General features: G+C 68.0%; 30 protein-coding genes. 12 read left to right on the top strand and 18 right to left on the bottom strand.

The window, feature by feature from the left end; genetic code table 11:
• Nucleotides 1–44 precede the first annotated feature (44 nt).
• The 4 genes from ACFV15_RS12155 to ACFV15_RS12140 all read left to right on the top strand — a co-directional run bounded on the left by ACFV15_RS12155 (nucleotide 45) and on the right by ACFV15_RS12140 (nucleotide 4,355).
• Nucleotides 45–1,370 carry a prenyltransferase/squalene oxidase repeat-containing protein gene (locus tag ACFV15_RS12155; protein WP_378350250.1) on the top strand — a complete coding sequence of 442 codons (1,326 nt, stop codon included), beginning with the start codon at nucleotides 45–47 and terminating at the stop codon, nucleotides 1,368–1,370.
• Nucleotides 1,367–2,122 carry a hypothetical protein gene (locus ACFV15_RS12150; protein WP_378350249.1) on the top strand — a complete coding sequence of 252 codons (756 nt, stop codon included), beginning with the start codon at nucleotides 1,367–1,369 and terminating at the stop codon, nucleotides 2,120–2,122. The genes ACFV15_RS12155 and ACFV15_RS12150 overlap by 4 nt, the downstream gene beginning before the upstream one ends.
• 111 nt (nucleotides 2,123–2,233) lie before the next feature.
• Complete coding sequence (gene lysA, locus ACFV15_RS12145) at nucleotides 2,234–3,520, top strand: diaminopimelate decarboxylase (protein WP_378350248.1); 1,287 nt, start codon at nucleotides 2,234–2,236, stop codon at nucleotides 3,518–3,520.
• A gap of 64 nt (nucleotides 3,521–3,584) precedes the next feature.
• The gene (locus ACFV15_RS12140; protein ID WP_378350247.1) at nucleotides 3,585–4,355 is read left to right on the top strand and encodes an intradiol ring-cleavage dioxygenase; all 771 of its coding nucleotides are present in this window, start codon (nucleotides 3,585–3,587) and stop codon (nucleotides 4,353–4,355) included.
• Nucleotide 4,356: 1 nt separating this feature from the next.
• Here ACFV15_RS12140 and ACFV15_RS12135 read toward each other — a convergent pair whose 3' ends face one another.
• Together ACFV15_RS12135 and ACFV15_RS12130 are read right to left on the bottom strand one after the other, a co-directional pair.
• Nucleotides 4,357–5,856: an aldehyde dehydrogenase family protein gene (locus tag ACFV15_RS12135; RefSeq protein ID WP_378350246.1), complete on the bottom strand. Its 1,500-nt coding sequence runs from the start codon at nucleotides 5,854–5,856 to the stop codon at nucleotides 4,357–4,359.
• Nucleotides 5,857–5,889: 33 nt separating this feature from the next.
• Nucleotides 5,890–7,017 (bottom strand): MFS transporter, encoded by a 1,128-nt coding sequence (locus tag ACFV15_RS12130; protein WP_378350245.1) that lies wholly within the window; start codon nucleotides 7,015–7,017, stop codon nucleotides 5,890–5,892.
• Between the two features lie 181 nt (nucleotides 7,018–7,198).
• On the opposite strand from ACFV15_RS12130, the gene ACFV15_RS12125 reads away from it, so the two are divergent.
• Complete coding sequence (locus ACFV15_RS12125) at nucleotides 7,199–8,128, top strand: DUF5937 family protein (protein WP_378350244.1); 930 nt, start codon at nucleotides 7,199–7,201, stop codon at nucleotides 8,126–8,128.
• Nucleotides 8,129–8,149: 21 nt separating this feature from the next.
• Complete coding sequence (locus tag ACFV15_RS12120; RefSeq protein ID WP_378350243.1) at nucleotides 8,150–8,785, top strand: MBL fold metallo-hydrolase; 636 nt, start codon at nucleotides 8,150–8,152, stop codon at nucleotides 8,783–8,785.
• Here ACFV15_RS12120 and ACFV15_RS12115 read toward each other — a convergent pair.
• The 3 genes from ACFV15_RS12115 to ACFV15_RS12105 are packed head-to-tail and all read right to left on the bottom strand — an operon-like array spanning nucleotide 8,757 to nucleotide 10,892.
• Nucleotides 8,757–9,473: a DUF2334 domain-containing protein gene (locus ACFV15_RS12115; protein WP_378350242.1), complete on the bottom strand. Its 717-nt coding sequence runs from the start codon at nucleotides 9,471–9,473 to the stop codon at nucleotides 8,757–8,759. The two genes, ACFV15_RS12120 and ACFV15_RS12115, sit on opposite strands and share 29 nt — an antisense overlap.
• A 37-nt stretch (nucleotides 9,474–9,510) precedes the next feature.
• On the bottom strand, nucleotides 9,511–10,011 hold the full coding sequence (locus ACFV15_RS12110) for an NADPH-dependent FMN reductase (protein WP_378350241.1): 501 nt from the start codon (nucleotides 10,009–10,011) through the stop codon (nucleotides 9,511–9,513).
• Nucleotides 10,008–10,892, bottom strand: a complete 885-nt coding sequence (locus ACFV15_RS12105; RefSeq protein ID WP_378350240.1) for a phosphoribosylaminoimidazolesuccinocarboxamide synthase — start codon at nucleotides 10,890–10,892, stop codon at nucleotides 10,008–10,010. Before ACFV15_RS12105 ends, ACFV15_RS12110 begins: the two co-directional genes overlap by 4 nt.
• Before the next feature lie 35 nt (nucleotides 10,893–10,927).
• Between ACFV15_RS12105 and ACFV15_RS12100 the strand changes: the two genes are divergently transcribed.
• Nucleotides 10,928–11,725: an S-adenosyl-l-methionine hydroxide adenosyltransferase family protein gene (locus ACFV15_RS12100; RefSeq protein ID WP_378350239.1), complete on the top strand. Its 798-nt coding sequence runs from the start codon at nucleotides 10,928–10,930 to the stop codon at nucleotides 11,723–11,725.
• Here ACFV15_RS12100 and ACFV15_RS12095 read toward each other — a convergent pair.
• From ACFV15_RS12095 to ACFV15_RS12055, 9 genes are all read right to left on the bottom strand, one after another.
• Nucleotides 11,608–12,495: an MOSC domain-containing protein gene (locus tag ACFV15_RS12095; RefSeq protein WP_378350238.1), complete on the bottom strand. Its 888-nt coding sequence runs from the start codon at nucleotides 12,493–12,495 to the stop codon at nucleotides 11,608–11,610. The genes ACFV15_RS12100 and ACFV15_RS12095 overlap by 118 nt on opposite strands.
• 58 nt (nucleotides 12,496–12,553) lie before the next feature.
• Nucleotides 12,554–13,294: an amino acid ABC transporter ATP-binding protein gene (locus ACFV15_RS12090; RefSeq protein ID WP_378350237.1), complete on the bottom strand. Its 741-nt coding sequence runs from the start codon at nucleotides 13,292–13,294 to the stop codon at nucleotides 12,554–12,556.
• On the bottom strand, nucleotides 13,291–14,055 hold the full coding sequence (locus ACFV15_RS12085; protein WP_378350236.1) for an amino acid ABC transporter permease: 765 nt from the start codon (nucleotides 14,053–14,055) through the stop codon (nucleotides 13,291–13,293). Before ACFV15_RS12085 ends, ACFV15_RS12090 begins: the two co-directional genes overlap by 4 nt.
• A complete protein-coding gene (locus ACFV15_RS12080; RefSeq protein ID WP_378350235.1) occupies nucleotides 14,052–14,828 on the bottom strand; it encodes an ABC transporter substrate-binding protein in 777 nt (258 codons plus the stop codon). Before ACFV15_RS12080 ends, ACFV15_RS12085 begins: the two co-directional genes overlap by 4 nt.
• A 64-nt stretch (nucleotides 14,829–14,892) precedes the next feature.
• Nucleotides 14,893–15,660, bottom strand: a complete 768-nt coding sequence (locus tag ACFV15_RS12075; protein ID WP_378350234.1) for an ABC transporter substrate-binding protein — start codon at nucleotides 15,658–15,660, stop codon at nucleotides 14,893–14,895.
• Between the two features lie 4 nt (nucleotides 15,661–15,664).
• Complete coding sequence (locus tag ACFV15_RS12070; RefSeq protein WP_378350233.1) at nucleotides 15,665–16,477, bottom strand: substrate-binding periplasmic protein; 813 nt, start codon at nucleotides 16,475–16,477, stop codon at nucleotides 15,665–15,667.
• Nucleotides 16,478–16,607: 130 nt separating this feature from the next.
• Entirely contained in the window at nucleotides 16,608–18,032 is a 1,425-nt protein-coding gene (purB, locus tag ACFV15_RS12065; protein WP_378350232.1) for an adenylosuccinate lyase, read from the bottom strand.
• Between the two features lie 13 nt (nucleotides 18,033–18,045).
• Entirely contained in the window at nucleotides 18,046–18,639 is a 594-nt protein-coding gene (locus ACFV15_RS12060; RefSeq protein WP_378350231.1) for a TetR/AcrR family transcriptional regulator, read from the bottom strand.
• Between the two features lie 11 nt (nucleotides 18,640–18,650).
• Nucleotides 18,651–18,911: a hypothetical protein gene (locus ACFV15_RS12055; protein ID WP_378350230.1), complete on the bottom strand. Its 261-nt coding sequence runs from the start codon at nucleotides 18,909–18,911 to the stop codon at nucleotides 18,651–18,653.
• 183 nt (nucleotides 18,912–19,094) lie between these two features.
• Between ACFV15_RS12055 and ACFV15_RS12050 the strand changes: the two genes are divergently transcribed.
• The gene (locus ACFV15_RS12050; protein ID WP_378350229.1) at nucleotides 19,095–19,322 is read left to right on the top strand and encodes a hypothetical protein; all 228 of its coding nucleotides are present in this window, start codon (nucleotides 19,095–19,097) and stop codon (nucleotides 19,320–19,322) included.
• A 31-nt stretch (nucleotides 19,323–19,353) separates the two neighbouring features.
• Here the strand turns inward: ACFV15_RS12050 and ACFV15_RS12045 are convergent, their stop codons facing one another.
• Nucleotides 19,354–19,863, bottom strand: coding sequence for a SigE family RNA polymerase sigma factor (locus tag ACFV15_RS12045; protein WP_370945555.1), 510 nt, complete (start codon nucleotides 19,861–19,863; stop codon nucleotides 19,354–19,356).
• A gap of 114 nt (nucleotides 19,864–19,977) precedes the next feature.
• On the opposite strand from ACFV15_RS12045, the gene ACFV15_RS12040 reads away from it, so the two are divergent.
• The 3 genes from ACFV15_RS12040 to ACFV15_RS12030 all read left to right on the top strand — a co-directional run bounded on the left by ACFV15_RS12040 (nucleotide 19,978) and on the right by ACFV15_RS12030 (nucleotide 22,489).
• The gene (locus tag ACFV15_RS12040; RefSeq protein ID WP_378350228.1) at nucleotides 19,978–21,009 is read left to right on the top strand and encodes a threonine aldolase family protein; all 1,032 of its coding nucleotides are present in this window, start codon (nucleotides 19,978–19,980) and stop codon (nucleotides 21,007–21,009) included.
• Nucleotides 21,006–21,584, top strand: a complete 579-nt coding sequence (locus ACFV15_RS12035) for an HAD family hydrolase (RefSeq protein WP_378350227.1) — start codon at nucleotides 21,006–21,008, stop codon at nucleotides 21,582–21,584. Before ACFV15_RS12040 ends, ACFV15_RS12035 begins: the two co-directional genes overlap by 4 nt.
• Before the next feature lie 101 nt (nucleotides 21,585–21,685).
• Complete coding sequence (locus tag ACFV15_RS12030) at nucleotides 21,686–22,489, top strand: SAM-dependent methyltransferase (protein ID WP_378350226.1); 804 nt, start codon at nucleotides 21,686–21,688, stop codon at nucleotides 22,487–22,489.
• Here ACFV15_RS12030 and ACFV15_RS12025 read toward each other — a convergent pair.
• Both ACFV15_RS12025 and ACFV15_RS12020 read right to left on the bottom strand, forming a co-directional pair.
• Nucleotides 22,486–22,659 (bottom strand): hypothetical protein, encoded by a 174-nt coding sequence (locus ACFV15_RS12025; protein WP_176968566.1) that lies wholly within the window; start codon nucleotides 22,657–22,659, stop codon nucleotides 22,486–22,488. The two genes, ACFV15_RS12030 and ACFV15_RS12025, sit on opposite strands and share 4 nt — an antisense overlap.
• A gap of 121 nt (nucleotides 22,660–22,780) precedes the next feature.
• Nucleotides 22,781–23,938: a pyridoxal phosphate-dependent aminotransferase gene (locus ACFV15_RS12020; RefSeq protein WP_378350225.1), complete on the bottom strand. Its 1,158-nt coding sequence runs from the start codon at nucleotides 23,936–23,938 to the stop codon at nucleotides 22,781–22,783.
• Between the two features lie 46 nt (nucleotides 23,939–23,984).
• Between ACFV15_RS12020 and ACFV15_RS12015 the strand changes: the two genes are divergently transcribed.
• Entirely contained in the window at nucleotides 23,985–24,476 is a 492-nt protein-coding gene (locus ACFV15_RS12015) for a L,D-transpeptidase (protein WP_378350224.1), read from the top strand.
• A gap of 65 nt (nucleotides 24,477–24,541) precedes the next feature.
• On the opposite strand, the gene ACFV15_RS12010 is transcribed toward ACFV15_RS12015, so the two are convergent.
• Nucleotides 24,542–25,675, bottom strand: coding sequence for a WXG100 family type VII secretion target (locus tag ACFV15_RS12010; protein ID WP_378350223.1), 1,134 nt, complete (start codon nucleotides 25,673–25,675; stop codon nucleotides 24,542–24,544).
• Nucleotides 25,676–25,710: the final 35 nt, after the last annotated feature.

Here is a 25,710-nt window from a genome sequence, read left to right as displayed (position 1 = left end):
GTTACCGTCTGTACGCTGAGTTAAGTACTCGCAGTGGGGGTTTCATGACTACGGCCTTGCGCCGATCGCTGGGCGCGGTCGCCGGCGCGGCATTGGTGTTCAGCGGCACGGCGTTCGCCGCGGACGCCGAGCCGACGCCGCACGGCCAGGAGATGTACGCGGCCACACACTGGCTGGCAGGGCAGCTCGCCACCGCGGCCGACGTGTCCGCCTTCGATAAGGCGAATCCCACCGTGGCGGGCGCGCTGGTCGAGAACACGCTGCCTGGGGATGCCGGGGCGACCGACTGGCACGTCACCATCGACGCGCTGCTCGCGTTCCAGGCGACCGGCACTGAGAAAGAAGCCGTTGGCAAGATCGCCGCGGCGCTGCCAGCACACGCCGAGTCCTTCATCGGACCGGCGGGCAAGCGCGTCGCGGGTGCGATCGCCAAGGAGCTGATCGCCGCCGAGAAGCCCACGGAGTTCGGCAGCGTCAACCTGATCGAAGAACTCGGCGAGCTGATGGTGAGCAACCCCGACTCCGGGGAACCGACCCTCGACGGCAAATACGGCGAGGCGAGCACCAACAGCGACCAGGCTCTCGCGATCATCGGACTCGTCAAAGCCAACGTGGTGCCACCAGCGCAGGCGATCAACTTCCTGAGGAATCAGCAGTGCGCCGACGGCGGATTCCGGCTCGGTGGCGACGACAAGCCCACCTGCGGTCCGGATGAGCACTCCGACGCGGCCACCACCGCCTTGGCGATGCAGGCACTGCACGACGCGTTCAAGCTGGAAGAGGTGGAGAAGCCGGCCACGTACCTGATGACAACGCAGGACGCCTCGGGTGGCTTCAAGGACGCGAATGACCTGAACTCGGCAGCCACCGGGCTCGCAGGGCAAGCGCTCTGGATCGCCGGCAAGGGTGATGTCGCGGAGAAGGCGGCCGACTGGGTCGCGAGCATGCAGGTCACCAAGGACGCCACAAAGCTTTCCGGTGACCTGGGCGCGATCGCGTTCAACAAGGCTGCCTTGGATGACGGCCTGACGAACGCGAAAGACGGCAAGATCGCCGCGACGGCTCGCGCCAAGTGGCGGGGCTGGACCGCACGCGCCGTGCTCGCGTTGACCAAGACCGGGCTGGGGCACACCGCCCCGGCGCTCGTGCTCCCGTCGGAGCAGACCGAAACCACCACGTCCTCGCCAACCGACACCACGACGACCACGCCCACCACCACGACGACGAGCTCGACGGACACCTCGTCCTCGGGCTCGCCGAACCTGGCCGACACCGGGTTCTCGGCGCCCACCGGCCTGCTCGTCGGGCTGGCGCTGCTCGTCTCGGGCTCCGCGCTCGTGCTGCTGGCCAGGCGGCGGACACCGCAATGAGACTCGCCTGCCTGCTCGCCGCCGCCGGGGTGCTGTTCGCACTCGCCCCGGCCACGCCCGCGTCGGCGAGCACGGCCGGGTACTGCACGACCGACGGCGGCGTGACGGTCGTCGTCGACTTCCGCGAGCTCGGCGGCGACATGCTGGTCCGCTGTGCGCCCGGAGCGCAGCGCAGTGGGCTGACCGCGTTGCAGAGCGCGGGCATCACCGTCGCGACGCTGGAGTCGGGCGTCTGCCGTCTGCAGGGCAAGCCGGAAACCTGCGAAGCAGGCCAGTGGTCCTATTGGAACGCCTGGAACGGCGGGACCTGGACGGCGAGCCAGCGCGCCGCGTCATCCTCGATGCCGCCACAGGGCACCTTCGAAGGCTGGTCGTTCGGCAAGGCGGCGCCGCGGTTCACGCCGTCCCGGCCGGTTCAGCCCGCAAGCCCGCCACCGCCGACCCCTCGTTCGCAAGAGCAGCATGGCGGCACCAACCCTGGCAAAGGCGGTGGCGTCCCGGTCGTGCCTGCGCCGAAGCCGCAGGCCGCGCCCTCGAGTTCGGCGGCGCCGTCCTCGGGCAGTGCGCCGCCGTCTTCCTCGACGCCTGAGGACGCGGTCGACGAGGAAGTGCCGCCCGGGTCACAACAGCCCAAAGCCCAGGCCAAGCCCACCGAGACCGCCGAGTTCCCGTGGGCCTTGCTCATCGGCGCGATCGTGCTCGGCAAGGTCATCGCCTTCTTCGCCTGGCGGCGCAAGCGAGTGCCGTACTGAGCCGTGACGGGGGTTACTCGCGCGTAAAGGACGCGTCAGCGGGAGCCGCCGGGGCGTCAGAGGAGCGTTGCCAAGGCGGCTGACCGGCGCTCCGCGCGCTGTGCTGGCTGCATGACGCTCAGCGAGCTACTGCCGAGTCTCGATCTCGGCCACGAAGAAGCCCGGTTCGCGGGCGTGCCGATCAGCCATCTCGCCGCCCGGTTCGGCACGCCGCTCTATCTGCTCGACGAGGAAGAGGTCCGGTCGCGGGCCCGTGCGTACCGCGCGGCGCTGCCCGACGCCGAGGTCGCTTTCGCCGGAAAGGCGTTGTGCACGCGTTCGGTGCTGCGCTGGCTCGCCGAAGAAGGTCTCTCGCTCGACACGTGCTCGGCCGGCGAGATCGCCGCCGCGAGGTCCGTCGGCTTCCCCGCCGAGCGCATCCTGTTGCACGGCAACGCGAAAACCCCGGAGGACCTCAAGGCAGCGCTCGAGTACGGCGTCCGCCGGATCGTGCTCGACTCACTCGACGAGATCGAGCAACTCGGCTCGCTCGCGCACGGCCGCCAGCAGGTGATGATCCGCGTGACGCCCGGCGTCCAGGCCGACACGCACGCGGCCATCACCACCGGCACCGAGGGCCAGAAGTTCGGCTTCTCGTTGCTGGACGGTGTCCGCGACAACCTCGCCGCCGCCGTCAGCGCCGTGCTCGCGCAGCCGAGCCTTTCGCTGGTGGGCCTGCATTGCCACATCGGCTCGCAAGTGTCGCGTGTGGACAGATACGAGGAGGCGGCCCGCCGGATGGTCGACGTGCTCGCCGGCGTCCGCACGGCATACGGTGTCACCTTGCGCGAGCTCGACCTCGGCGGCGGGCACGCCGTCCCCTATCTGCCCGGCGACACCGATTTCGACCTCGACGGCTATGCGCGGCGCCTGCGTGTCGCACTCGCCTACGAATGCTCGACGCGCGACTTTCCCTTACCCCGCTTGACGATCGAGCCGGGCCGGGCGATCGTCGGCCCGGCCGGGATCACGGTCTACCGGGTGTGCGCCGTCAAGCGCGGCAGCAAGACCTTCGTCGCCGTCGACGGTGGCATGAGCGACAATCCCCGGCCTTCCTTGTACGGTGCGAAGTACACCGCGCGGCTCGTCGGCAGGCACTCGCGCGCACCGCACCGCCCGATGAGCGTCGTCGGCCGTCACTGCGAGTCGGGCGACGTGCTCGCCGACCTGGCGCTGCCGGACGACATCCACCCCGGCGACCTGCTGGCGGTCCCGTGCACCGGCGCCTATCACCACTCGCTGGCCTCGAACTACAACCTCATCGGCCGCCCGCCGCTGGTCGGCGTCCGCGATGGCGTCGCGACGATGCTGGTGCGCCGCGAAACCGAGGAGGACCTGTTCGCCCGCGACCTCGGCTGAACCGACAGCGAACGGACAGTCCGCTCACAGGCTCGGGACAGCCGGGCCGCCCAAACTCGACTTCATGGACAACCACGACAGAGGCCTCGCCTATGACCTCAAGACCCTGCTGAACCGCAGGCGCGCGCTGTTCCTGCTCGGCGGCGCGAGCCTGACCGCGCTGGCCGCCTGTTCATCCGCCGAAACCACGACCGCCGCGGCAACCACCACTGTAAAGGCCTGCACCGACAAGATCCCCGAGGAGACCGCCGGGCCGTATCCCGGCGACGGCTCCAACGGGCCGAACATCCTCACCACGAGTGGAATCGTGCGCAGCGACATCCGGTCGAGCTTCGGTTCCGCTTCCGCTGTGGCGCAAGGGATTCCGCTCACCATCAAGCTGAACCTGCAGAAGGACTGCGCCGCGTACGCCGGCGCGGCGATCTACCTGTGGCACTGCGACATCGACGGTAAATACTCGATGTACTCCCAAGGCGTCACCACGGAGAACTACCTGCGCGGCGTGCAGGAAGCGGACACGAGCGGCGCGGTGACGTTCCAGAGCATCTTCCCGGCCGCGTACACCGGGCGCTGGCCGCACATCCACTTCGAGGTGTACCCGGACCTCGCCCAGGCCACCTCGGCTGGCACGAAGTCCGTCACCTCACAGCTCGCGCTGCCGGAAGACGTGTGCAAAACCGTCTACGCGACAAGCGGTTACGAGACGAGCGTCCGCAACCTGAGTCAGACTTCACTGGCGCGGGACATGGTGTTCCGTGACGGCACCGAGCATCAGCTCGCCACCGTCACGGGCGACGTCTCCGGCTACACCGCGACGCTCACTGTCGCGGTCTGACTCAGCGCTTGCCGTGCAGGATGGTGATCAGCTTCGCCACCAGCGCGTCCGTGGATTCCTTGCGGGAGAACGAGGTCAGTGTCATCGGCGCCTTGTACTTCTGGCGCGCGATGGCCTTCGAGCGGGCGAACTCACGCAGGCCCTCCGGCCCGTGGATCCGGCCGAAGCCCGAGTCGCCGACGCCACCGAACGGAAGCGAGGCGATGCCCGCGAAGGAAAGCGGGGCGTTGATCGAGGTCATGCCGGTGCGCAGGCGCCCGGCGAGTTCGAGGCCGCGTGCCTTCGAGAAGACCGTGGAACCCAGGCCGTAGCGCGTGTTGTTGGCGCGGTCGACCGCCTCGTCCATGTCGCGGACCTTGGCGATGGTGACCGTCGGGCCGAAGGTTTCCTCTTGCACCGCTTCGGAATCCTCTGGCACGTCGACCAGCACGGTCGGCTGGACGTACCGGTCGCCGACCGACTCGACCCCGCCGAGGACCGCCTTGCCGCCGCGGGAAAGCGCGTCTTCGATGTGCCGCTTGATCACCGCGATCTGCGAAGGCATGGTGACCGGGCCGTACTTGGCCTCGACATCGGAGCCCGCGCGGACGTCGCGGGACTTCTCGACGACCTTGGCGACGAACTCGTCGTGGACCTTTTCGTGGACATAGACGCGTTCCACGCCGATGCAGGTCTGGCCGGAGTTCGAGAACGCGCCCCAGACGGTCGCGTCGGCGGCGGCGTCGAGGTCGGCGTCCGCGTCGACGAGCACCGGGTCCTTGCCGCCGGCTTCGATGATCACCGGGGTCAGCGTCGCGGCGGCCGCGGCCATGATCTTCTTGCCGGTCGCGGTCGAGCCGGTGAAGGCGATCTTGTCGACGCCCGCGCCGACCAGCGCCGCGCCGGTCTCGCCGAAGCCGGTGATCAGCTGCAGCACCGGGTGCTCCGGGACTACCTCGGTGAAGGCGTCAACCAGCCACTTGCCGACGCCGGGGGTGTACTCGCTCGGCTTGAAGACGACCGCGTTGCCCGCGGCGAGCGCGTAGGCGATCGAGCCGAGCGGGGTGAAGACCGGGTAGTTCCACGGGCCGATCACGCCGACCACGCCGAGCGGCTGGTATTCGACGGTCGCGGCCTGGTTCGACATCAGCAGGCCAGCCGAGCGGCGCTGCTTGCCGAGCACCTTGCGCGCGTGCTTGCCCGCCCAGGCGATGTGTTCGATGCCGAGCACGGCTTCGAGCTGGGCGTCCGCGAGCGGCTTGCCGGTCTCGTCACGGACGACCTGGCACAGCTGGGGCAGCCGGCGCGTGATCACGCCCTTCCAGCGGCGCAGCCGTTCGGCGCGGCCGTCGAAACCGAGCGAGGCCCACCAGGCCGCTGCCGCGCGCGCCCGCGCGATGGCGGCTTCGACCTCGGCGGCGGTGTGCACCGGATAGGTGCCGACCACCTCGTCGGTCGCGGGGCTGAGCGAGTCGAAGGTCTCGCCGACGCTGCTGCTCGGCTTCGGCTGGACGGCGGTCATCGGCGTCTCCCGTGGTCTCGGCTGCCAACCAGGCTACGACGTTACTGACACTGTGCCAACTACTGCTCGTCGCGCCCGCACCGCCAGCATTCCACAGGTCGCGGCCGCTGCCACCACACCGAACAGGGGTGGCAGCCACAGCGGGAGCACGCCGACCGCCAGTGAGCCGAGCCCGAATCCGGCGGCTTGGACGGTGAACGCGACCGAGAACCCTTCTGACCTCCTACTTTCCGGTAACAAAGCCTGCAGGTTGACAGAGGCGACGGTGGCCAGCGGCCCGGTGCACAGGCCGACCAGAATGATGCCGGCGACCAATCCGGTCCAGCCGAGATTCGCCGCGACGATCGTGCCGCCGGCCATGAACCCGGCCAGGAACAGCCGGGCGTCACCAGTCGTCCCGCGCCAGGCGTACCCCGCGTTCCCCGCGATGCTCGCCCCGCACAACACGGCCATGACCAGCGCGGACATCCCATCCGGCGCACCGAGCCGCTGCACGAGCGGCAACGTCGCGAGCTCGATCGTCGCCAGCAGAAGACCGACGGTGAACATGCACGCCAGCCACGGCAGGCAGGCTTTGAGAGGTACGTCACTCCGTTCCGAATGCTTGGGCGCCACCTGCCGACGCGGCACGAAAACCGCCGACAGCACGCAGGCCAGCGCCATCACGACCAGCGGCCAGAACGGCCCGCCGAGCACCGCCACGAACGCGGGCCCCGCGATGAGCACGCTCTCGAGGATCATCACGTCGATCGAGATGGCCCTCGGCAGATCGGCGGCGTCGACCGTTCCCGCCAGCAACGCGCGAAACCCGCCCGACAACCCACCGGCGGCCGCACCGGGAATCACCACGGCGACCAGCGTCGCGGCCGGACTCCCGTACGCCGCGAACAACGCGACGGCCCCGAACCCGGCCCCGGCGATCACCAGCATCAGCACGAGCCCCCTGGGGACGCCGATCCGGTCGAGCAACCGCCCGCCAGGGATCGCGCCTGCCAGCTCGGCGACCACGAACACCGACATCATCACCCCGCCGAGCCGATAAGACCCGGTGGTCGCCGTGGTCAGCATCGTGAACGCGAGCGGCGCCATCGCATTCGGCAGCCGCATCAGCTGAACCCCCGCCGACCAGCGCCAATACCCACCATTTCGCAGCAAACCCATGCGCTCAACGCTGCCGTCCGTACCCACCCCGGCATACTGATTCGGCCATACCCAAATCTTGGCCGTCGTTACCCCCAATGTGGCTTTGGTCAGCTTTTGGCTGACCAAAGCCACATTGGGGGCCGGAAAACTGACGAATGCCGCATTGGGATTTTTTTCCACGGGTGAGCTGGGGGAATGTGTGATCGAGCTGGTTTTCGACGCTGAGAGCGCGCAGCGGGTGCGGTTCGGGATCTCGCCGCTGGAGGAGGTGCTCGGTGCCGTGCAGACCGTGCTCGGGCTGCGGGGGCATCCCAGTCAGCCGGAGTGGCTCAGGCAGCCGCGGGAGCTGCCCGTGGAGCTGGCCAAAGTGCTGGGGGCGCGCCACTACATCACCGACTTCTTGTGCCCGCCGCCGAGCGGGCCCGAGACGACCGCGCAAGCGCAGCTCGCCAAGGTGCGGCAGACCCCGGCCGAGCAGGTCGAGCAGGAGCTCGCCATGGTCGACGCCGATCTCAGCGGACTGCCGCAGGACCCGGCGGCGGCCCGTGATCTGCTGGCCGATCAGCTCGAGCAGGTGTGGATCGAGCTGGTCGAGCCGCATTGGCCACGGATGCATCGGCTGCTCGTCGCCGATATCGAGTACCGCTCACGCCGGCTTGCCGAGCAGGGCACCACCGCGGTGTTCAAGGATCTGCACCCGCGGCTGCGGCTCGTCGGCGACACACTGCTCATCGACCTCAAGGACCGCAGCCGCGTCGAACTCGAAAGCCTGCTGCTCATCCCGGCCGTCTTCGGGTGGCCCACGCTCGGCGTGATCACGCTGCCACCGTGGCAACCCGCGATCCTCTATCCGGCGCGCGGGGTCGCGGAGCTCTGGACGAAGAAAACCAAGCCCAGCGACGCGCTCGCGAACGTCGTCGGACGCACGAAGGCCGCATTGCTCACGACGCTGGACGAACCGGCGAGCACCGCGGCTCTCGCGATCCGGCTTGAACTCTCACCCGGCACGGTTTCCGAGCATCTCACCGCGCTCAAAACGGCGGGGCTGCTCGATTCGGTGCGGCGCGGGCACGCGGTCCACTATCGGCGAACCGATCTTGGCGACGCGCTGTTGCGAGGCATAGTCTGAGTGACAGAAGGGAGCTTCCCCATGCGTATTGTCCATTTTGGACACTCTTGCGTACTGCTGGAGACCGAATCCGCCCGCATCCTGCTCGACCCCGGCACGTTTTCCGAGGGGTTCGAGAACGAGCGTGAGCTGGACGCGATCCTGATCACGCATCAGCATTTCGATCACCTCGACGTGACCAAGCTGCCCGCGCTGCTCCAGGCGAACCCCAACGCTCAGCTGATCATCGACCCCGGCTCGGTCACCGAGGTCGAGAAGCTCGGCGTCGAGTTCCGGGTCGCGCACCCCGGCGACGCGTTCGAGTTCGCGGGCGCGGTGGTCAACACCGTCGGCGGTGACCACGCGGTGATCCACCCCGACATCCCGGTCGTGCCGAACATCGGCTACGTCGTCGACCACGGCGCGTTCTATCACCCCGGCGACTCGTTCTTCGTGCCGGAGCAGAAGATCGACGTGCTCGGCCTGCCCACCGGCGCGCCGTGGCTCAAGGCGAGCGAGGCCGTCGACTTCTTCCGTGCGGTGAGCCCGCGCGCGGCGGTGCCGATCCACGAAAAGACGCTGGCCAACCCCGCGATGATCTACGGCCTGTTCACGAACCTCGGGCCGCGGGGCGCCGAGGTCCGCGTGCTCACGCCTGGAGAGCCGGAGAAACTTTGAGCTTCGCGTAGGTGGTGCCGAAGGCCCGGTTTTCCAAGGCGACGTCGACCGCGTCGAGCAGCGCCTGACGGAGACCGGGCCTGGCCAGGTCCGAAGCCTCGACGCCGAGCCGCACCAGCCCGCCACGCCGTGCCGCGCGGGCGGTCGCCAAGACCAAAGCGAAGCAGCGGATCGTCTCGGTGCGCTGCGACTGGCTCGCGAACTCCTGCACGCGCGCCCGGCGCAGCTCGCCGGTCTTGAGGTCACGCACGCCGTGCTGATCGGCGCAGAGCTGGAAACCGTGCTCCCGCAACGCGTCCAGCGTGCCTGGCGACGCGAGCCAGCGCGGCGGCGCGAACCCGTGCGGGGTCAGGCCGGTGTTCTCCATGGCGGCTTTCGCCGCGATGAGGCGCAGCCGCGCCTCGTGTGCGCCCAGCGCGGCGAACTCGGCCTTCTTGGCGAGGCTCACCACGGGGCGATCGGTCGGCGGCACCTGATGGTCATAGCCGTGCAGCAGCAGGCCATCGCCACGGTTGGTCCGCTCGCGGACCCACTCGGTGACCGGGCCTTCACCGGTGCTGGCCGGGTAGAGCACGGACAACGGCACTTGACGGCGTTCGAGCTCCGCGGCGAGGTCGGCGCAGCGGTGAAGCGTCCGGGGCGTCACTCCGGCGAGGGAAACGACCAGTTCAGCGTCCACGTTCGCCATTAAGCACGCGTTCAGTGACAGCGATCTGACTCTGAGGTTAAGCGGGCACGAGTTTCGCGACTACATCTGCGATCCGGGCACGCAGCTCCGGATCGGTCACCAGCCCGCCGCTCATCGACTCCGGCGGGAGCGGGATGTGCGCGACGGCGTCCTCGACGATCCGCGTGCCCGCATAGCCGAGCACGGTCCGCAGCGACGCGTGCGCGGCTTCGGCGCCGCGCACCGAGACGTTGATCCAGGCGACCGGCTTCTGGTAGATCTCGCCGCCGCCGATCGTCCAGTCCAGCAGGTTCTTGAACGACCCCGGCAGCGCGCCCGCGTACTCCGGTGTGCAGAACAGCACCGCGTCGGCCGCTGCGATCGCCGACCGCAGCGCGGCGACGGCGGGGTGCAGCGGCTCGGCGTCGTCGTCCGGGTTGAAGTGCGGCAGCATCGCCAAGCCGTCGAAGAGCACCGACCCGGGGACCAGTTCGTGGACGGTACGCAGGGCGGCCGCGTTGGAGCCCACGCGCAGACTCCCCGAAATCAGCAGGATCACGCGGGCCAGTCTGCCAGTGAACGCCCGGAAATCCGTTCGTACGCTTCGACATAACGCGCCCGCGTCGCCGCGACGACCTCGGCGGGCAGCGGTGGCGGCTGGGTGTTGGACTTGCGGTCCCAGCCGGACTCGGGGCCGGTCAGCCAGTCGCGCACGTACTGCTTGTCGAACGAGGGCTGCGAACGGCCGGGCTCGTAGCTGTCGGCAGGCCAATAGCGGGACGAATCCGGGGTGAGCACCTCGTCGCCGAGCACCAGCGCGCCGGTGGCGTCGCGGCCGAACTCGAACTTGGTGTCCGCGAGCAGGATGCCGCGCTCGGCGGCCAGCTGGGCGCCGCGCTCGTAGATGGCGAGGGTGGCTTCGCGGATCTCCTCGGCCTGCTTGAGCCCGATCTGCGCGGCGACGTCGTCGAACGTGACGTTCTCGTCGTGCTCGCCGATCTCGGCCTTGCTGGCGGGCGTGAAGATCGGGGTCGGCAGCTTCGCGGACTCGGGCAGTCCTTCGGGCAGCAGCACACCGCACACCGCGCCGGTACGCTGGTAGTCGGCGAAACCGGAGCCGGTGAGGTAGCCGCGGGCGACCGCCTCGACGGGTTCCATGGCCAGCCTGCGCACGATCAGCGCGCGGCCGCGGACCTCGGCGGGGATGCGCGGGTCGTCGTAGGCGACCAGGTGGTTGGGCAGTAGGTCGGCCAGCTGCTCGAACCAGAACACGCTCATCGCGGTGAGCACGCGGCCCTTGTCAGGGATCGGCGTGTCCAGGATGAAGTCATAGGCGGAGATGCGATCGGAGGCGACGAGCAGCAGGTGGTCGTCATCGACCGCGTACAGCTCTCGTACCTTTCCGGCTGCGATCTTCGGGTAGTCCGCGAGGGTGCTCACGCATGCACCCTAGCTGTCGGGAGGATGATGCCTTGATGGCGTATGACTGGATCTCCTTGACGACCGACTACGGCCTGTGCGACGGATTCGTGGCGGCCTGCCACGGGGTGATCGCGCGTATCGCACCCCCCATCCGGGTGATCGACGTCACCCACTCGGTCAACCCCCAGCAAATCCGGCCCGGCTCGACCGTGCTGGCGCAGACCGTGCCGTTCCTGCCGGAGGCCGTGCACGTGGCGGTGGTCGACCCCGGTGTCGGCACCGACCGCCGCGGTGTCGTGGTGGTGACCCCGCGCGGCCTGCTGGTCGGGCCGGACAACGGCCTGCTGCTACCGGCGGCAGAGGCGCTCGGTGGCGTCCGCGAGGCGTACGAGCTCACCAACCCCGACTACCGGATGCCGCACGTCTCGGCGACCTTCCACGGCCGTGACATCTTCGCCCCCGCCGCCGCGCATCTGGCGCTGGGCGTCGCGCCGGAGGCGTTCGGCAAGCCGGTACCCGACCTCGTGGTGCTCCCGGAGCCGCGTGTCGACGCACAGCCGGGCAAGCTCACTTCGGAGGTGCTGACGGTCGACCACTTCGGCAACGTCCAGCTGGCCGCGACGCCGAACGACTTCGACAAGGCCGAGCTCAACGGCCCGCTGTACGTCCACCGTGGACGCAAGACGCTACGCGTGGAGTTCGCGCGTACTTTCGCTGACGCCCCAACGGTTCTCTACGCCGACTCGGCAGGCAGGCTAGCCGTCGCGGTCAATGGCGGCTCGGCCGCTTCGGTGCTCGACGCCGTGCCTTCCCAGGAATGCACGATCACCTCGTCGCCCAGCGACAGCTGACCTGGCCGCAGCACCATCGCCTTCATCCCGAAGGTGACCCCGCCTTCGGGTGCGCGCCGGTAGCCGGCGAGCGTACGAGTCGGCTCAGGGCCGCATTTCCGCCCGGTCTCCTGGTCGATCGTCGGCACCGCGCAGCGCACGCACAATTTGGCATACCCGAACTCGGCCGTCCCCGCGCGCAGCACGCGGACGCGGTCCTCGGTATGCGGTTCCGGCCATCCGGACACGACCAGGTTGGCCCGGAACCGATCCATCGGCACGGGTTCCGCGCCATGGGCGGAAATCCGCTCGCTCAGTAAGTCCAAAGAGGACTCAGACGTGACGAGAACGGCGTGCGCGTCGGCGAACCCGGCGGTGCCCGCGCGTTCGCCATTGGTCACGCGGTCGTGGTCCGGCGGCACCCGCACCAGCACCGAAGCCTCACCGAGCACGGTGGAGAACCAGTCCGCCGCCTCAGCGCCCTGGTCGACGCCTTTGCCTTGCCAGGTGAAGGTGGCGGCCGGGTGCCGGGGCCCGTCGAACACCACGTCGAGCTCGAAGTCCTCGATACCGGGCGCGGACAGCCGCAGCTTGCGCCCGTCGTCGAGCACCTCGGGCTCGATCGTGGCCATCATCGGGTGCCGTCGCTGACTGCGGAACGCCCCATCGGCGCCCATGGCCATGAAGACGCGATCGTGCGCGAGCCCGGCTTGGGTCACCCGCGCCGTGGTCACGGACGTGCCCCTGCACCCCTTGACCGGGTAATACACCAGCTCCGCGATCCTCGCCATGCCTCGCAGGTTACCCGGCCGGCCCCGGGATAAAGCAGGCTTTATCCCGGGGTTCCCGTCACAGGACCTGCGAGAGGAAGCGCTGGAGCCGGGGGCTTCGCGGGTCGTCGAAGAGCGCCTCGGGTTTGCCGAGTTCGACGACCTTGCCGCGGTCCATGAACGCGACCTCGTCGGCCACGCTGCGCGCGAAGCCCATTTCGTGGGTGACCACGATCAGGGTCAGGCCGCGCTCCGCGAGCCCGGCCATCAGGTTCAAGACGCCCTTGACCAGCTCCGGGTCCAGCGCGCTGGTGGCCTCGTCGAACAGCATCACGTCGGGGTCCATCGCCAGTGCCCTGGCGATGGCGACCCGCTGCTGCTGCCCGCCCGAAAGCGCGGCAGGCCGGTACGGGGCCTTGTCCGCCAAGCCGACCTCGGCGAGGCGGGCACGGGCGATCTCGGCCGCCTCCTCCTTGTCCAGCCCCTTCACGCTCCGCAGCGGCAGCGTGATGTTGTCGAGCACGGTGCGGTGGCCGAACAGGTTGAAGTGCTGGAACACCATCCCGACGCGCTGGCGCAGCTTGTCGGGGTCGGAGTCGATGACACTCTGGCCGTCGAGCAGCAGGTCGCCGGAATCGGGCTCCTGCAGACGGTTCACGCAGCGCAGCAGCGTCGACTTTCCGGAACCCGACGGGCCGATCACACAAGTCGTCTTGCCCTGCTCGACCTTGAGATCGACCCCGCGCAACACCTCCAGGGTGCCGAACGAGACGTGGATGTCGCGCAGCTCGACGCTCGCCGAATGGATCGCGGTCGTCATGGCTGTACCTTCCCCGAAACCGTGAGCTCGTCCAGTTCGTCGCCCTCGTCGGGGTTGGTCTGGACCTTGCGGCCGGTGCGCAGCCGCTTGTCGATGAAGTTGACCAGGTGGGTCAGCGGGACCGTGATCACCAGGTAGACGAATCCGGCCGCCACCAGCGAGGACAGGTTGCCGGTGTTGGCCGCCATGTCCTGCCCGATCCGGAACAGCTCGCGCTGCTCGGCCAGCAGGCCGAGCACGTAGACGAGGCTGGAGTCCTTGACCAGCGCGATGAACTGGTTCACCAGCGCGGGCAGCACCCGCCGCACACCCTGCGGGATGACCACCAGCAGCATCGCCCTGGTGTAGGTCATCCCGAGCGCGCGGCTGGCTTCCAGCTGTCCCTTTTCCACGCTCTGGATACCGGCGCGGAAGATCTCGCCGATGTACGCCGACGCGATCAGCGACAGCGCGAGGATGCCCAGCGGATACGGGTTGGTGCCGACGATGTCACGCGCGAGCGTCCCGAGGCCCTGACCGATGAGCAGGATGGTCAGGATCGCGGGCAGCCCGCGGAAGATGTCGGTGTAGACCCGCGCCGGCCAGCGCAGCCATGGCTTGACCGACAGGCCCATGACCGCGATGACCATGCCGACCACGGTGCCGATCAGCGCCGAGGAGATGGTCAGGATCAACGTGTTGAGCAGCCCGGTGGTGAGCAGGTCCGGGAATACCTTCCAGATGTATTCCCAGTTCAGGAAGGTATTGAGGAAATCGTTCACTTGGCTTTGAACTCCGCGGGAATCGGAGCGTTAGGCTCGAACTGCTTGATCAGCTTCTCCCAGGTGCCGTCGGCGATGACCGCCTTGAGGCCTTCGTTGATCTTGTTGATCAGCTCCGTGTTGCCCTTCTTGAAGGCGAACCCGTGCGGCAGGTTGGTCACGATGGCCTTGGTGACCTTGAGCTTCGCGTCGGCGTTCTTGGCCGCGTAGTCCTCGGCCGTCGCCTGGTCGAACACCGCGGCGTCGATGGCAGCGGTCTTCAGCGCGGCCAGCGCGGCGGCGTCGTTCGGGAAGCGGACGGCCTGCGCCTGCGGCGAGTTCTCGGCCAGCCAGGTGTCCGAGACGGTGCCCTGCACGACGCCGACTCGCTTACCCGCCAGCGACTTCTCGTCGGTGATGCCCGCGCCGTCCTTCGCTTCGATGCCGAGCGCCTGGTAGTTGTACGGCGCGGAGAAGTCGACGGTCTTCTTGCGCGGCTCGGTCTGCGAGATGCCCGCGCTGCCGATGTCGAACGTGCCGTTGGCGACCTGCCCGAGCAGCGCGGAGAACTCGGTCGAAGCGAACTCCAGCTTCAGGTTCTGCTTCGCGGCGATGGCACGCAGCAGTTCGTTGTCGAAGCCGGTGTAGTTGCCGTTCTCCTGGTAGGCGTTGGGCTTGGAGTCGCTCAGCGTGCCGACCCGCAGCGTCTTCTCGCCGCCGCTGTCGCTCCCGCCGCACGCCGTGAGCACGGCGAGCAGAGCCGCGGTGATGCCCGCGACCAGTGTCTTCCTCACTCGCCCGTCTCCCGCCGCCACCCTCAACGGAGACGCTGCGCGTCGCTGCCTCATTTCAAACCCCTTAACCCTTGAACTCAGCCGGCACCGGCGCGGTCGGCAGGAACTGGTTGTGCAGCTTAAGCCAGGTCCCGTCCGCGATCACCTGTTTGAGGCCCGCGTTGACCTTGTCGAGCAGTTCCTTGTTGCCTTTTTTCACCGCGAAGCCATGCGGGATGTCCAGCGTGAACGACTTGACCACCTTGAGCTTCGCGTCGGGGTTCTCGGTGACGTTCTTCTCGGCGATGCTCTGGTCGAGGATGTACGCGTCGACGGCGCCCGACTTCAGCCCGGCCAGCGCCGCGGCGTAGTCGGGGAAGCGGACGGCCTGCGCGGCCGGCACCTTGTCGGTCAGCCACTTGTCGCCGACCGTGCCCTGGATGACCGCGACCCGCTTGCCGCCGAGCGAGGCCTCGTCGGTGACCGGCGTGCCCTCCTTGGCCTGGATGCTCATCGTCTCGTAGTCGTACGCGGCCGAGAAGTCGACGGTCTTCTTGCGCTCGTCGGTCTGCGCGATGGCCGAGCTGCCGATGTCGAACCGGCCGTTGTTCACCTGGCCGAGCAACGCCGAGAAGTCGGTGGCGGTGAACTCCAGCTTCAGGTTCTGCTTGGCCGCGATGGCCCTGAGCAGCTCATTGTCGAAGCCGGTGAAGACCCCGTCCTTCAGGAAGATGTTCGGTGGCGCGTCGCTGAGCGTGCCGACCTTGAGCGTCGCCTCACCCGAGCCTCCTGAGCCGCCGGAGCAGGCGGTCAGCGAGAGCAGGAGAGCGGCCGCGAGAAGTGCCTTGCGCATTGGTTCAGACCCCCGGGTTCTGGACGGGCAGGCCGGGTCCGCCCTGCTCGAGTTCCTTCGGCAGCGGCTCGGTCTTGAAGAATTGTGCGTGCAACCGCGCGACCGTGCCATCCGCGACCGCCTTGGCCAGCCCGTCGTTCAGCTTCGCCAGCAGGTCCTTGTTGGTCCTGGCGACGGCGAACGCGGACGGGGTGTCCTTGGTCTCGACCGTGTAGCCGAAGTCCAGCGGGACGGCCGGGTTCTGGTCGATGTACTTCTGCCCGATGTCCTTCGGCACCACCCATCCGTCGAGCGTGCCGTTCTTGAGCTGGGCGAAGCCCGCGTTGTAGTCGGGGAACCTGACCACTTCGGCACCGCCGACCTTGGACGCGAAGTCGTCCTGGACCGAGGCCTGCACGACGCCGAGTCGCTTTCCGGCGAAGGCGGGCAGCGCGGTCAGCCCGGCGCCCTTCTTCGTGACGATGGTGGTGAAACCGGTGCTGTAGCCGTTGCTGAACGCCACGGTCTTCTTGCGTGCCTCGGTGGTCGAGATCGTCGAGCTGCCGATGTCGAACTGGCCGTTCGCCACGTTCGCCAGCAGGCTGGCGAACTCGGTGCCGACGAACTGGACCTCGAAGCCCTCGCGCTTGGCGATGTCACGCAGCAGTTCGTTGTCGAACCCGGTGAACGTGCCGTTCTCCAGGTAGATCGACGGCGGCGCGTCCGTGAGCGTGCCGACCCGTAGCGTTTTGGCCCCGGAGCCGGTCGATGAACCGCAAGCGGTGAGCGCGAGCACCGCGGTAGCGGCGGCAAGGATTTTCGACAGCGTGGATCTCATGGGGCGAGAGTAGGAAGTTCGCCCGTTCGAGCCGTATTCGTCCCACTCTGTGAACGCCTCGCCGTGACGTCGGCTACAGGCTCGTGAGTGGTACGGCCGGTTCTAACCGGCCATACCACTCACGACCCCTTTAAAGAATCGGCTGGGGCGCGTAGCCGCGCGCCTCCGGGAAGCGCTCCAGCACCGCTTCGATCCGCTTGACCACGGCGTCGACCTGCCGCGGCGCGACGCCGGTGAACGAGATCCGGTCGGCCAGCAGCTTGTCGAGTTCGCCGCGGTCGAGCGGGATGCGCTCGTCGGCGGCCAGCCGGTCGAGCAGGTCGTTGTCCGCCAAGCCCTGCTCGCGCATGGCGAGCGCGGCGGCGACCGCGTTCTCCTTGATGGCCTCGTGCGCGGACTCGCGGCCGACACCGGCGCGGATCGAGGCCATCAGCACCTTGGTGGTGGCCAGGAACGGCAGGTAGCGGTCGAGTTCGCGGGCGACGACCGCCGGGAACGCGCCGAACTCGTTGAGCACGGTGAGGAACGTCTCGAGCAGGCCGTCGAGCGCGAAGAACGCGTCCGGCAGCGCGACGCGCCGAACCACGGAATCCGAGACGTCGCCCTCGTTCCACTGGTCGCCAGCCAGCTCGCCGATCATCGACAGGTAGCCGCGCAGGATCACGGCAAGGCCGTTGACGCGCTCGCAGGATCGCGTGTTCATCTTGTGCGGCATGGCGGACGAACCGACCTGGCCGGGCTTGAAGCCCTCGGTCACCAGCTCGTTGCCAGCCATCAGGCGGATCGTCTTGGCCAGGCTGGACGGCCCGGCGGCGAGCTGGACCACAGTGGACAGTACGTCGAAGTCCAGTGAGCGCGGGTAAACCTGGCCGACGCTGTCGAAGCGCTGGTTGAAACCGAGGTGCTGCATCACCCGGTCCTCCAGCTCGTCCAAAGTGGACTCGTCGCCGAGCAGGTCGAGCATGTCCTGCGCGGTGCCGACCGGGCCCTTGATCCCGCGCAGCGGGTAGCGCTCGATGAGGTTGTCCAGCCGCGAGAAGGCGACCAGCATTTCGTCGGCGGCGGACGCGAACCGCTTGCCGAGCGTGGTGGCCTGCGCTGCGACGTTGTGCGAACGCCCGGCCATCACCAGGTCGGTGTGCTCCAGCGCCAGCGCGCCGAGCCTGGCGAGCACGGCGGCGGCCCGGCCGCGGATGAGTTCGAGTGAACGGAGCTGCTGCAGCTGCTCGACGTTCTCGGTGAGGTCACGCGAGGTCATGCCCTTGTGGATGTGCTCATGCCCGGCGAGTTCGCTGAACTCCTCGATGCGGGCCTTCACGTCGTGACGTGTGACACGCTCGCGGGCGGCGATCGACTCGAGGTCGACGTTGTCCAGCACGCGCTCGTAGTCCTCGACGACGCCTTCGCCGACCTCGACGCCCAGGTCGGCCTGCGCACGCAGCACGGCGAGCCAGAGCCTGCGCTCCAGCTTGACCTTCTCCTCCGCCGACCAGAGCGTCACCATCTCGGGCGAGGCGTAGCGGGCGGCCAGAACGTTCGCGATACGAGGCTTCACGACCCCAAGATACTCAGGTCAGTTCGGCGAGCAGCATCCGCTTCGCGACCCCGCGCGGATCGGGGTCGATCTCGATCAAGGCGTTGACCACCGCGCCGTCGACGAGCGCGACCAGGCGTTCCACCCCGGTGGGCGACATCGGGCGGCCCGCACGGGAGAAGATCTCGCCGAGCTGGGCGTTGAACTCGACGGTGATCTTGCGCATCACCGGCCGCAGGTACTTCCGGCGGCCGGTGGCCACCAGCCGTTCGTAGCGCAGCACGACGGCTTCGTTGTCGGCCTCGGTGTCGCCGGTCTCGTCGCCGAGCAGCATGAACAGGATGAGGTCGAGCAGTCCTTCGACGCCTTTCGCCGGGTCGGACTGGGCCTCGATACGCTTGCGGCTTTCCGCGAGCTCGGTGAACGAGTAGTGCTCGACGGCCGCGGTGACCAGCTCGTCGAGTGAGTCGAAGTAGTACGTCGTCGACGCCAGCGGCAGGTCGGCACGCTCGGCGACGGCGCGGTGGCGGATCGCGTCGAACCCGCCCTCGCCGAGCAGCTGAGCAGCGGCTTCGACGAGCGCGGCGCGTCGTCGCTCACCCTTGGGCGTGCTGGCTGCTGCGGTCATGGCGGACCAGTTTAGAACCGGGCGGCCAGCCGGTTCACGGCGCGGGAGAGGTCGGCCGCGAACGGTGGCGTGGTATTTCCGGTGGTCGAGACACTGCGCACGACCAGTGTCAGCCCTGTGGCCGTGGTCGCGGAGGCGGTCGCCGAGTCCGTCGCCTGCGGAACGGCGGTGCCGGGCTGCATGAGCGCGATGGTCAATTCGCCGCCGTCGACGGGGAACCTGGCCGAGCGCATCGCCGTCTCACAGAAGCCGCCGATACTGGGGGCCGTCACGGGGACGGACAGCTCGCCAGCGAGGGCTGTGGCGAGCTGTCCGTCCGCCGCTTCGCACCCGAAGGCGCTACCGGCCCCATGGGGGCCGTTCTTCCCTGACACGTCACCCCCCTGCATGGGAGTCGTGCTGGGAAGGCTTTGTTTCTCCCCACCGCTAGTGGGACGCCCGGAGGAGTCGAGAGGTTGCGCCGAACCACCCGATTGGGTGTCAACGGCGGCATTCCCTGGTGCGCTTGCCGTCTCCTCCATTCCGCCGATCACGCCGGACAGCCGGATCGCGCCGAGACCGAAAAGGACAAGTACGGCAAAAGTCCCAGCGACGCCGAGCGTCTTGCGCCGCCGGGCGGTGATCTTCTTCGACTCGCTGACGATATCGCCGTGATCGAACGACGGGGGCGGCGGTTCCACTGACGCCCCGGCGAACATACGTTCCAGTTCGCGGTCATCCATTGGTCTCCACCTCCTCACCGAGCACCTCGCGCAGGTTCGCGAGTCCTCGCGCCGTCTGACTCTTCACATTGCCTTCGCTGCAGCCGAGCGCCTTCGCGGCCCCGCTGACGTCCATCCCCTCGAAAAAGCGCAACACCAGCACCGCGCGCTGCCGTGGCGGCACCTGACGCAACGCGACGATCAGATCCTGCCTGGTCGCCACCTGATCATCGAGCCGATCACCGACGACGTCGGGCTCCGGCAGGACTTCGGTGTCCCGCTCGCGGCGCCATGGCCGTCTCGACTCGTCGATCGAGGCGCGCACCAGTGTCTTGCGGACGTAGGCGTCCGTCGCCGCGCGGTCCCGGATCTTCGTCCACCTCCGATGCAGAGCCACGAACGCCGTCTGCGCGAGATCGTCTGCCTTGTGCCAGTCGCCACAGAGCATGTACGCGGTTCGGCGCACGGAGTCGCGCTTCGCAGCGAAGTACTCCGCGAATTCCTGCTCGTCGCGCTGGTTCACGCGCCTGTGTTCTCCGCTCTTTCGCGTTCGAGGTGGTAGACGGAACCGAGGGCGTCCACGGTTGCACCACCGGACCGTTTGCGAGCGTGTCGCAGTCTGTGATGTGATCGAACCGTGACCTTCACCGCAGCTCAGCTGGACTTTCGCTCCGACACCGTCACTCGCCCCGATGAAACGATGCGCTCCGCGATGGCGTCGGCGGAAGTCGCCGACAACGTGATCGACACCGACCCGACCGTACGCGCGCTCGAACAGCGGGCCGCGAAGGTGCTCGGCATGCCCGACGCGCTGTGGACGCCGAGCGGCACGATGGCCAACCTGATCGCGCTGAGCCTGCATCTGAAACGCGGAGACCGCTTCCTCGCGACGCGCGGGGCGCACGTGCTGAACAACGAGCTCGGCTCCGCGGCCTGGCTCGCGGGTGGCATGCCGGAGACGCTGGAGCACGACGCGGGCCCCGGCCGTCCGACGCCCGAAGCGGTGGAGATGGCCGTCGGCATGGCGGACGGGCCGTACTACACGCTGCGGACCACGTTGCTGTGCTTGGAGAACACGCACAACGCTGCAGGCGGCGCGGTCACCCCGCCGCACGAGCACGCGCAACTCGTGGCCGCCGCGCGTGACAAGGGACTGAAGGTCCACCTCGACGGAGCGCGGCTGTGGCACGCGGCCGTCGCGCTCGGCGTGCCGCCCGCGGCGCTGACCGTCGGCGTCGACTCGGTTTCGGCGTGTTTCAGCAAGGGACTCGGCGCGCCGGTCGGCTCTGTCGTCGCGGGCAGCGTGGAGTTCGTCGACCGCGCCAGGCGGATGCGGCAGATGCTCGGCGGCGGCGTGCGCCAGGGCGGGATCCTCGCGGCGGCCTGCCTGGTCGCGCTCGACCGGGTCGGCGATCTCGGCGAGACGCACGAGGCGGCGCGGCGGCTCGCGGCCGGGCTCAACGAGTTCGGCTGGGAGGTCGAAACCCCGCAGACGAACATCGTCCTCGCCGGCGTTCCCGACCTCCGCATGGCGCTGGATCACTTGGGAACACTGGGAATTCTCGCGCTCCCGATGTCAGGAAGGGTGCGTTTCGTGCTGCATCGCGATCTCGCTCCGACCGCTGTCGAAGACGCTCTGAGCCGGATCAAGACAGGGAGTGCGTCGTGAACTGGACCGTCTTCGACTACGGCGAGGTCATCGTCAAGCGGACACAGGCGATCCCGAAACTCGCCGCGACCATGGGTGTCGCTCTGGCGGATTTCGAGCCGCCGTACTGGGAACTGCGTGACGTCTACGACCGCGGCTGCCCGGATCTCGAGTACTGGAGCGGGATCGGCACCGCGCTCGGTGTCGGCGTCGACAAGTCGCTTTCCGACGAGCTGACCGCGCTCGACATCGAGGGCTGGCTGGACGTCGAACCGTCGACCATCGAGTTGCTGGAAGCGCTGGCCGAGGCAGGCGTCGCGCTCGCGTTGCTGTCGAACGCGCCGGTCACCATGGGAAGGGTCGTCGAGCGGCAGGCCTGGGCCGCGCATTTCCGGACGCTGGTCTTCTCCGGCGACCTCGGTTTCGCCAAGCCGGACAAGCGGATCTACGACTTCGTCGCCGCGAAGCTGGGCGCCGAGCCGTCCGACTGCCTGTTCTTCGACGACCGTCAGGTCAACGTCGACGGCGCCGTCGCCGCGGGTTGGAAGGCACACCGCTGGTTGGGCGCGGAAAGCGCGAAAAGCCAGGTGGGTTAGCCCAATGTGACGGTGCAGGGCCTTCTGCTCACCCGCGGTGAGCAGAATGGCCTACAGTGGACCCCGTCATATGCCGGACGCATGTCACGACGGGGTTGCTCATGTCGTCTCCCGCGGACTTCGACAGACCCAGCATCGCCAGGGTTTTCGACGCGCTGGTCGGCGGTCACGAACACCGTGAAGCCGACCGGGAGGTGCTGCGTCAAATACTGGAGCTGGCGCCCGAAGCGCTGGTGATGGCCAGGGAACTGCGCGACTGGCTCAAGCGGACGGTCCGGTTCCTCGCCGACCAGGTCGGCATCGAGCAGTTCATCGACCTCGGGTCCGGGTTTCCCACCTCGGACAACACGCACACGATCGCGCAGCGCTACAACCCGCACGCGCAGGTCGTCTACGTGGACAACGACCCGGTCGTGCAGGAACGCGGACGACAGCTGCTCGGGGAAAACGACTTCACCCACATCGCGGGCAACGACCTCACCAAGCCACACGAGACGCTGAACGATCCCGACGTGACCAGGCATATCGACCTGAAACGGCCGGTCGGCCTGATCCTGTGCGCGATCATCCACCACATCGAAGATCTCGCGCAGGCGCGGGAAATCGTGCGCACCTACATCGACGTGCTCGCGCCTGGCTCGTACCTGGTGCTGGCGCATCAGTTCAACCCCGGCGACGGCAGTGCGTCGAGCGACGTCGCCCAGTCATTGCAGGACCGCTTCAGCGGCACCGGTCTCGACACGCTCTACCGCACGCGCGCCGAGATCGCCTCCTTCTTCGAAGGCCTCGACCTGGTGGAGCCGGGCCTGACCTACCCGCACGAGTGGTGGCCGGACGGGCCGCGGTTCACGCCGCTCTCGCCCTGCAACTTCACGACACTCGGCGGGGTAGGCCGCAAGCCTTAGTACTTGATCCGCTTGGGGTCGTTCTTGCCCTTGATGGCGCCGTAAGCGGCGGTGCCCAGGAAGAGCACGCCACCGATGATGGCCAGCCAGAACAGGCCCTTGATCACGAATCCGAGCACGGTGAACGCCAGCCAGATGACGATCAACGCACCGACGATCTTCCAGAACATGACATTCCTCCGCTCGGTTCCGGACCCCCGTGGCCCTTGTCATCAGGCTGCCACGTGCGGACCGGAAACACCCGTCTTCCGGCCAACGTTCAGGGAACGACCAGGGTTCCCCCTGACCTGGTCACTTAAGCCAAGCGCCGATCCGCCGTATGCCTTCCTCTATGTCTTCCCGCGCGCCCGCGAAGGAGAACCGGACGAAACGACCGCCGTCGACCGGGTCGAAATCGACCCCGGGAGCGATGGCGACACCGGTGTCGGCGAGCAGCCGCTGACACCACGAGAGGCTGTCGGTGGTGTGCTCGGAAACGTCGACATAGGCATAGAAAGCGCCGTCCGCCGGCGCCACACGGTCGAGCCCGATGCCACGCAGACCGTCGAACAGCAGATCGCGGTTGGCACGGTAGTGCTCGACGTGACCGTCGGCCTCGGCGTACGACTCGGGCGTGAACGCGGCGACACAGGCGTGCTGGGCGATCGCGGGCGGGCAGATGGTGAAGTTGCCGGTCAGCACGTCGACCGCGCGATGCAGCCGTTGCGGTACCAGCATCCAGCCGATCCGCCACCCGGTCATGGCGAAGTACTTCGAGAACGACCCGAGAATCAGGGCCTCCCGGCTGAACTGCCACGCGCAGTCAAGCTCCGCACCGAACGAAATACCGTGGTAGATCTCGTCGCTGATCAACTGCACACCGCGCGACGCGCACCAGCCTGAGATCGCGGCGAGCTCACCGGGCGGCAGCACCGTGCCGGTCGGATTGCTGGGGCTGGCCACGATCAGCCCGCTGATCGGCCCGAGCCCGTCGAGCAACTCGGTCGTCGGCTGGAAGCGGGTGCTCTCGTCGGTGGCGAACTCGACCACCTCGCAGCCGAGCACCTTCAAGAGATTCCGGTACGCGGGATAGCCGGGGCGTGCCATCGCGACCCGGTCACCCGGCTGGAACGCGCTGAGGAAGGCGAGCAGGAACCCGCCGGACGAGCCGGTGGTGACCACCACATCCGCCGGGCTGACGTCGAGCCCGTAGCGAGTGCCGTAGTGCCCGGCGATGGCTTCGCGCAGGTCAGGGATGCCCAGTTGCTCGGTGTAGCCGAGGTACCCGCTCCGCAACGCCTTCTCGGCGGCCGCGCGGACCGGAGCGGGCGCACCGGCCGTCGGCTGACCGGCGGCGAGGCTCACCAGATCGCCATGACTGCGCTGTCGCGCGCCCGCGGCGGACACCACGTCCATCACGTGGAACGGCGGCACATTGGACCGGGCGGCGGGCCCGGGGAAGTCGACCATGGCCGTCACGCTAAACCTTTTGGGGTGCTCACTCGTAGAGGAGGTCATGAACAGGGGCTTCTGTGTTTTGCTGCTCGCCTTGACGCTGACCGCGTGCTCCCCGGCCGTGTCCGCGCCGATCCCTGCGCCCGCGCCGCCACCAGCGGCCCCGCAGCACGCGGTCGCGACGTCAACGCCACCCCCTGCCCCGGTCATGCCATGCGGCGCGACGGCGCGGGCTTGTGTGAGCCTCTCGCAGCGGCTGGCTTGGCTGCTCGAAGGCGGACAGGTCGTGCACGGGCCGGTGCCGACCATGCCGGGCGGGCCTGCCGATCCGACGCCGGTCGGGACTTGGCGGGTGGATCGCAAGAACAAGGTCTACCGGTCGCGGCAGTACAACCTGCCGATGCCGAACTCGGTCTTCTTCTACCCTGGTGTGGCTTTCCACGAGGGCAGTCTCACCGAGTACTCACACGGCTGCCTTCATCTGTCCAAAGAGGACTCGGAGCGCTTCTTCGCCGCGCTCCAACGAGGGGACGAGGTGCAGGTGGTCGCCTAAGGACTTGGGGTCGTGAGTGGTACGGCCGGTTCTAACCGGCCAAAACACTCACGACCCCAGAGCCGCTAGTAGCCCTGATAGCCGCCGCCGTGCGACATCGACTTCAGCCCGGGGTGCCCGTCGAAGCCGCCGTAGCGGCTGAAGGTGTAGCGGACACCGGCGATGATGTTGTCGACCGGGTTGTAGATGTTGTCGTGGCCGGGCAGCTTGTGCGAGTTGAAGGTCGGGTCGATGCACTGCATCAGGCCCTTCGACGGCGTTCCCTTGGCAGCATTGGAATCCCAGTTGTTGATGGCGTTGGGATTGCCGCCGGACTCCTTCTCGATGATCGTCCAGATCTTGCTGATGTCGGCGTCGGTCACCGGAATCCCGTTGGCCTGCAGGATTTTGATGGCTTCCTGGATCCACTGTTGCACATTGCCCGGCGGAGTCGTCGACGGCGGCGCACCGCTCGGCCCGAGCCCACCGCCACCGCCGCTGCTGCTGCCGCCGCCACCGTGCGAGGCGCCGTTCGAATGGATGCCGCCGGTCTGCTTGGGGAGCGTGCCGTCCTTGCCTGGCAAGGGAACCGAGGAATAGCCGCCCTCGATCTGAGTCTTCATCAGCTTCTGAGACTCGCCGATCTTCTGGTCGGCGGAGTCGACCAAAGTCTTCATAGCTTCGGCCGCGGTAGCCGCGGTCGTGTGGTTGTCAGCCTCGAGCTTCTTGAGGATTTCCGCGGGGCTTGGGTTCGGCGCGGGCTGATCTTCGTGCTGAAGATGTAGAGCCTGCTGTGTGCGGGCGGTCTGCATCGCGCCGTTCATGACGGTCTCGTTGCGAAGACCGATTTCCTTCGCGGCCCCGTCACGCTTTGTCAAAGCCTGGTTCTTGATGTCGCCGAGCTGGTTCGCCAGATCCTGGAGATCCTTGCTGACCTCCTGCAGGTGATCACGAACCTTGTCGCCTGCGGCGGTGACCTGCTTGACGTAGTTGAAGAACGATTCGGCGGCCGCGCCTTCCCAGACCCCGTTGCCCAGCGGCTTGACTGAATTCGTCAACGACGTGTTGTGGTCGTCGGCGTTTTCCGCGGCCTTGGCGAACTGCTGCGAAGCGGCCGAAATCGCCTCGATGTTGACATTCTGGACACGCTCGGCCTGCGCCGTCACGTCACCCCAGTTGTCTGTGTGTTCCGGAGCTTCCACTCCAGTCTTACCCGACACGACGTCGCCCCCTTACCTCGCCGTCCCCGTTTACG

This window comes from Amycolatopsis sp. NPDC059657, from assembly GCF_042734395.1.
Classification (GTDB): Bacteria; Actinomycetota; Actinomycetes; order Mycobacteriales; family Pseudonocardiaceae; genus Amycolatopsis.
The sequence above is the reverse complement of the archived record's forward strand: the minus strand, read 5'-3'. Positions and strand labels throughout refer to the sequence as shown.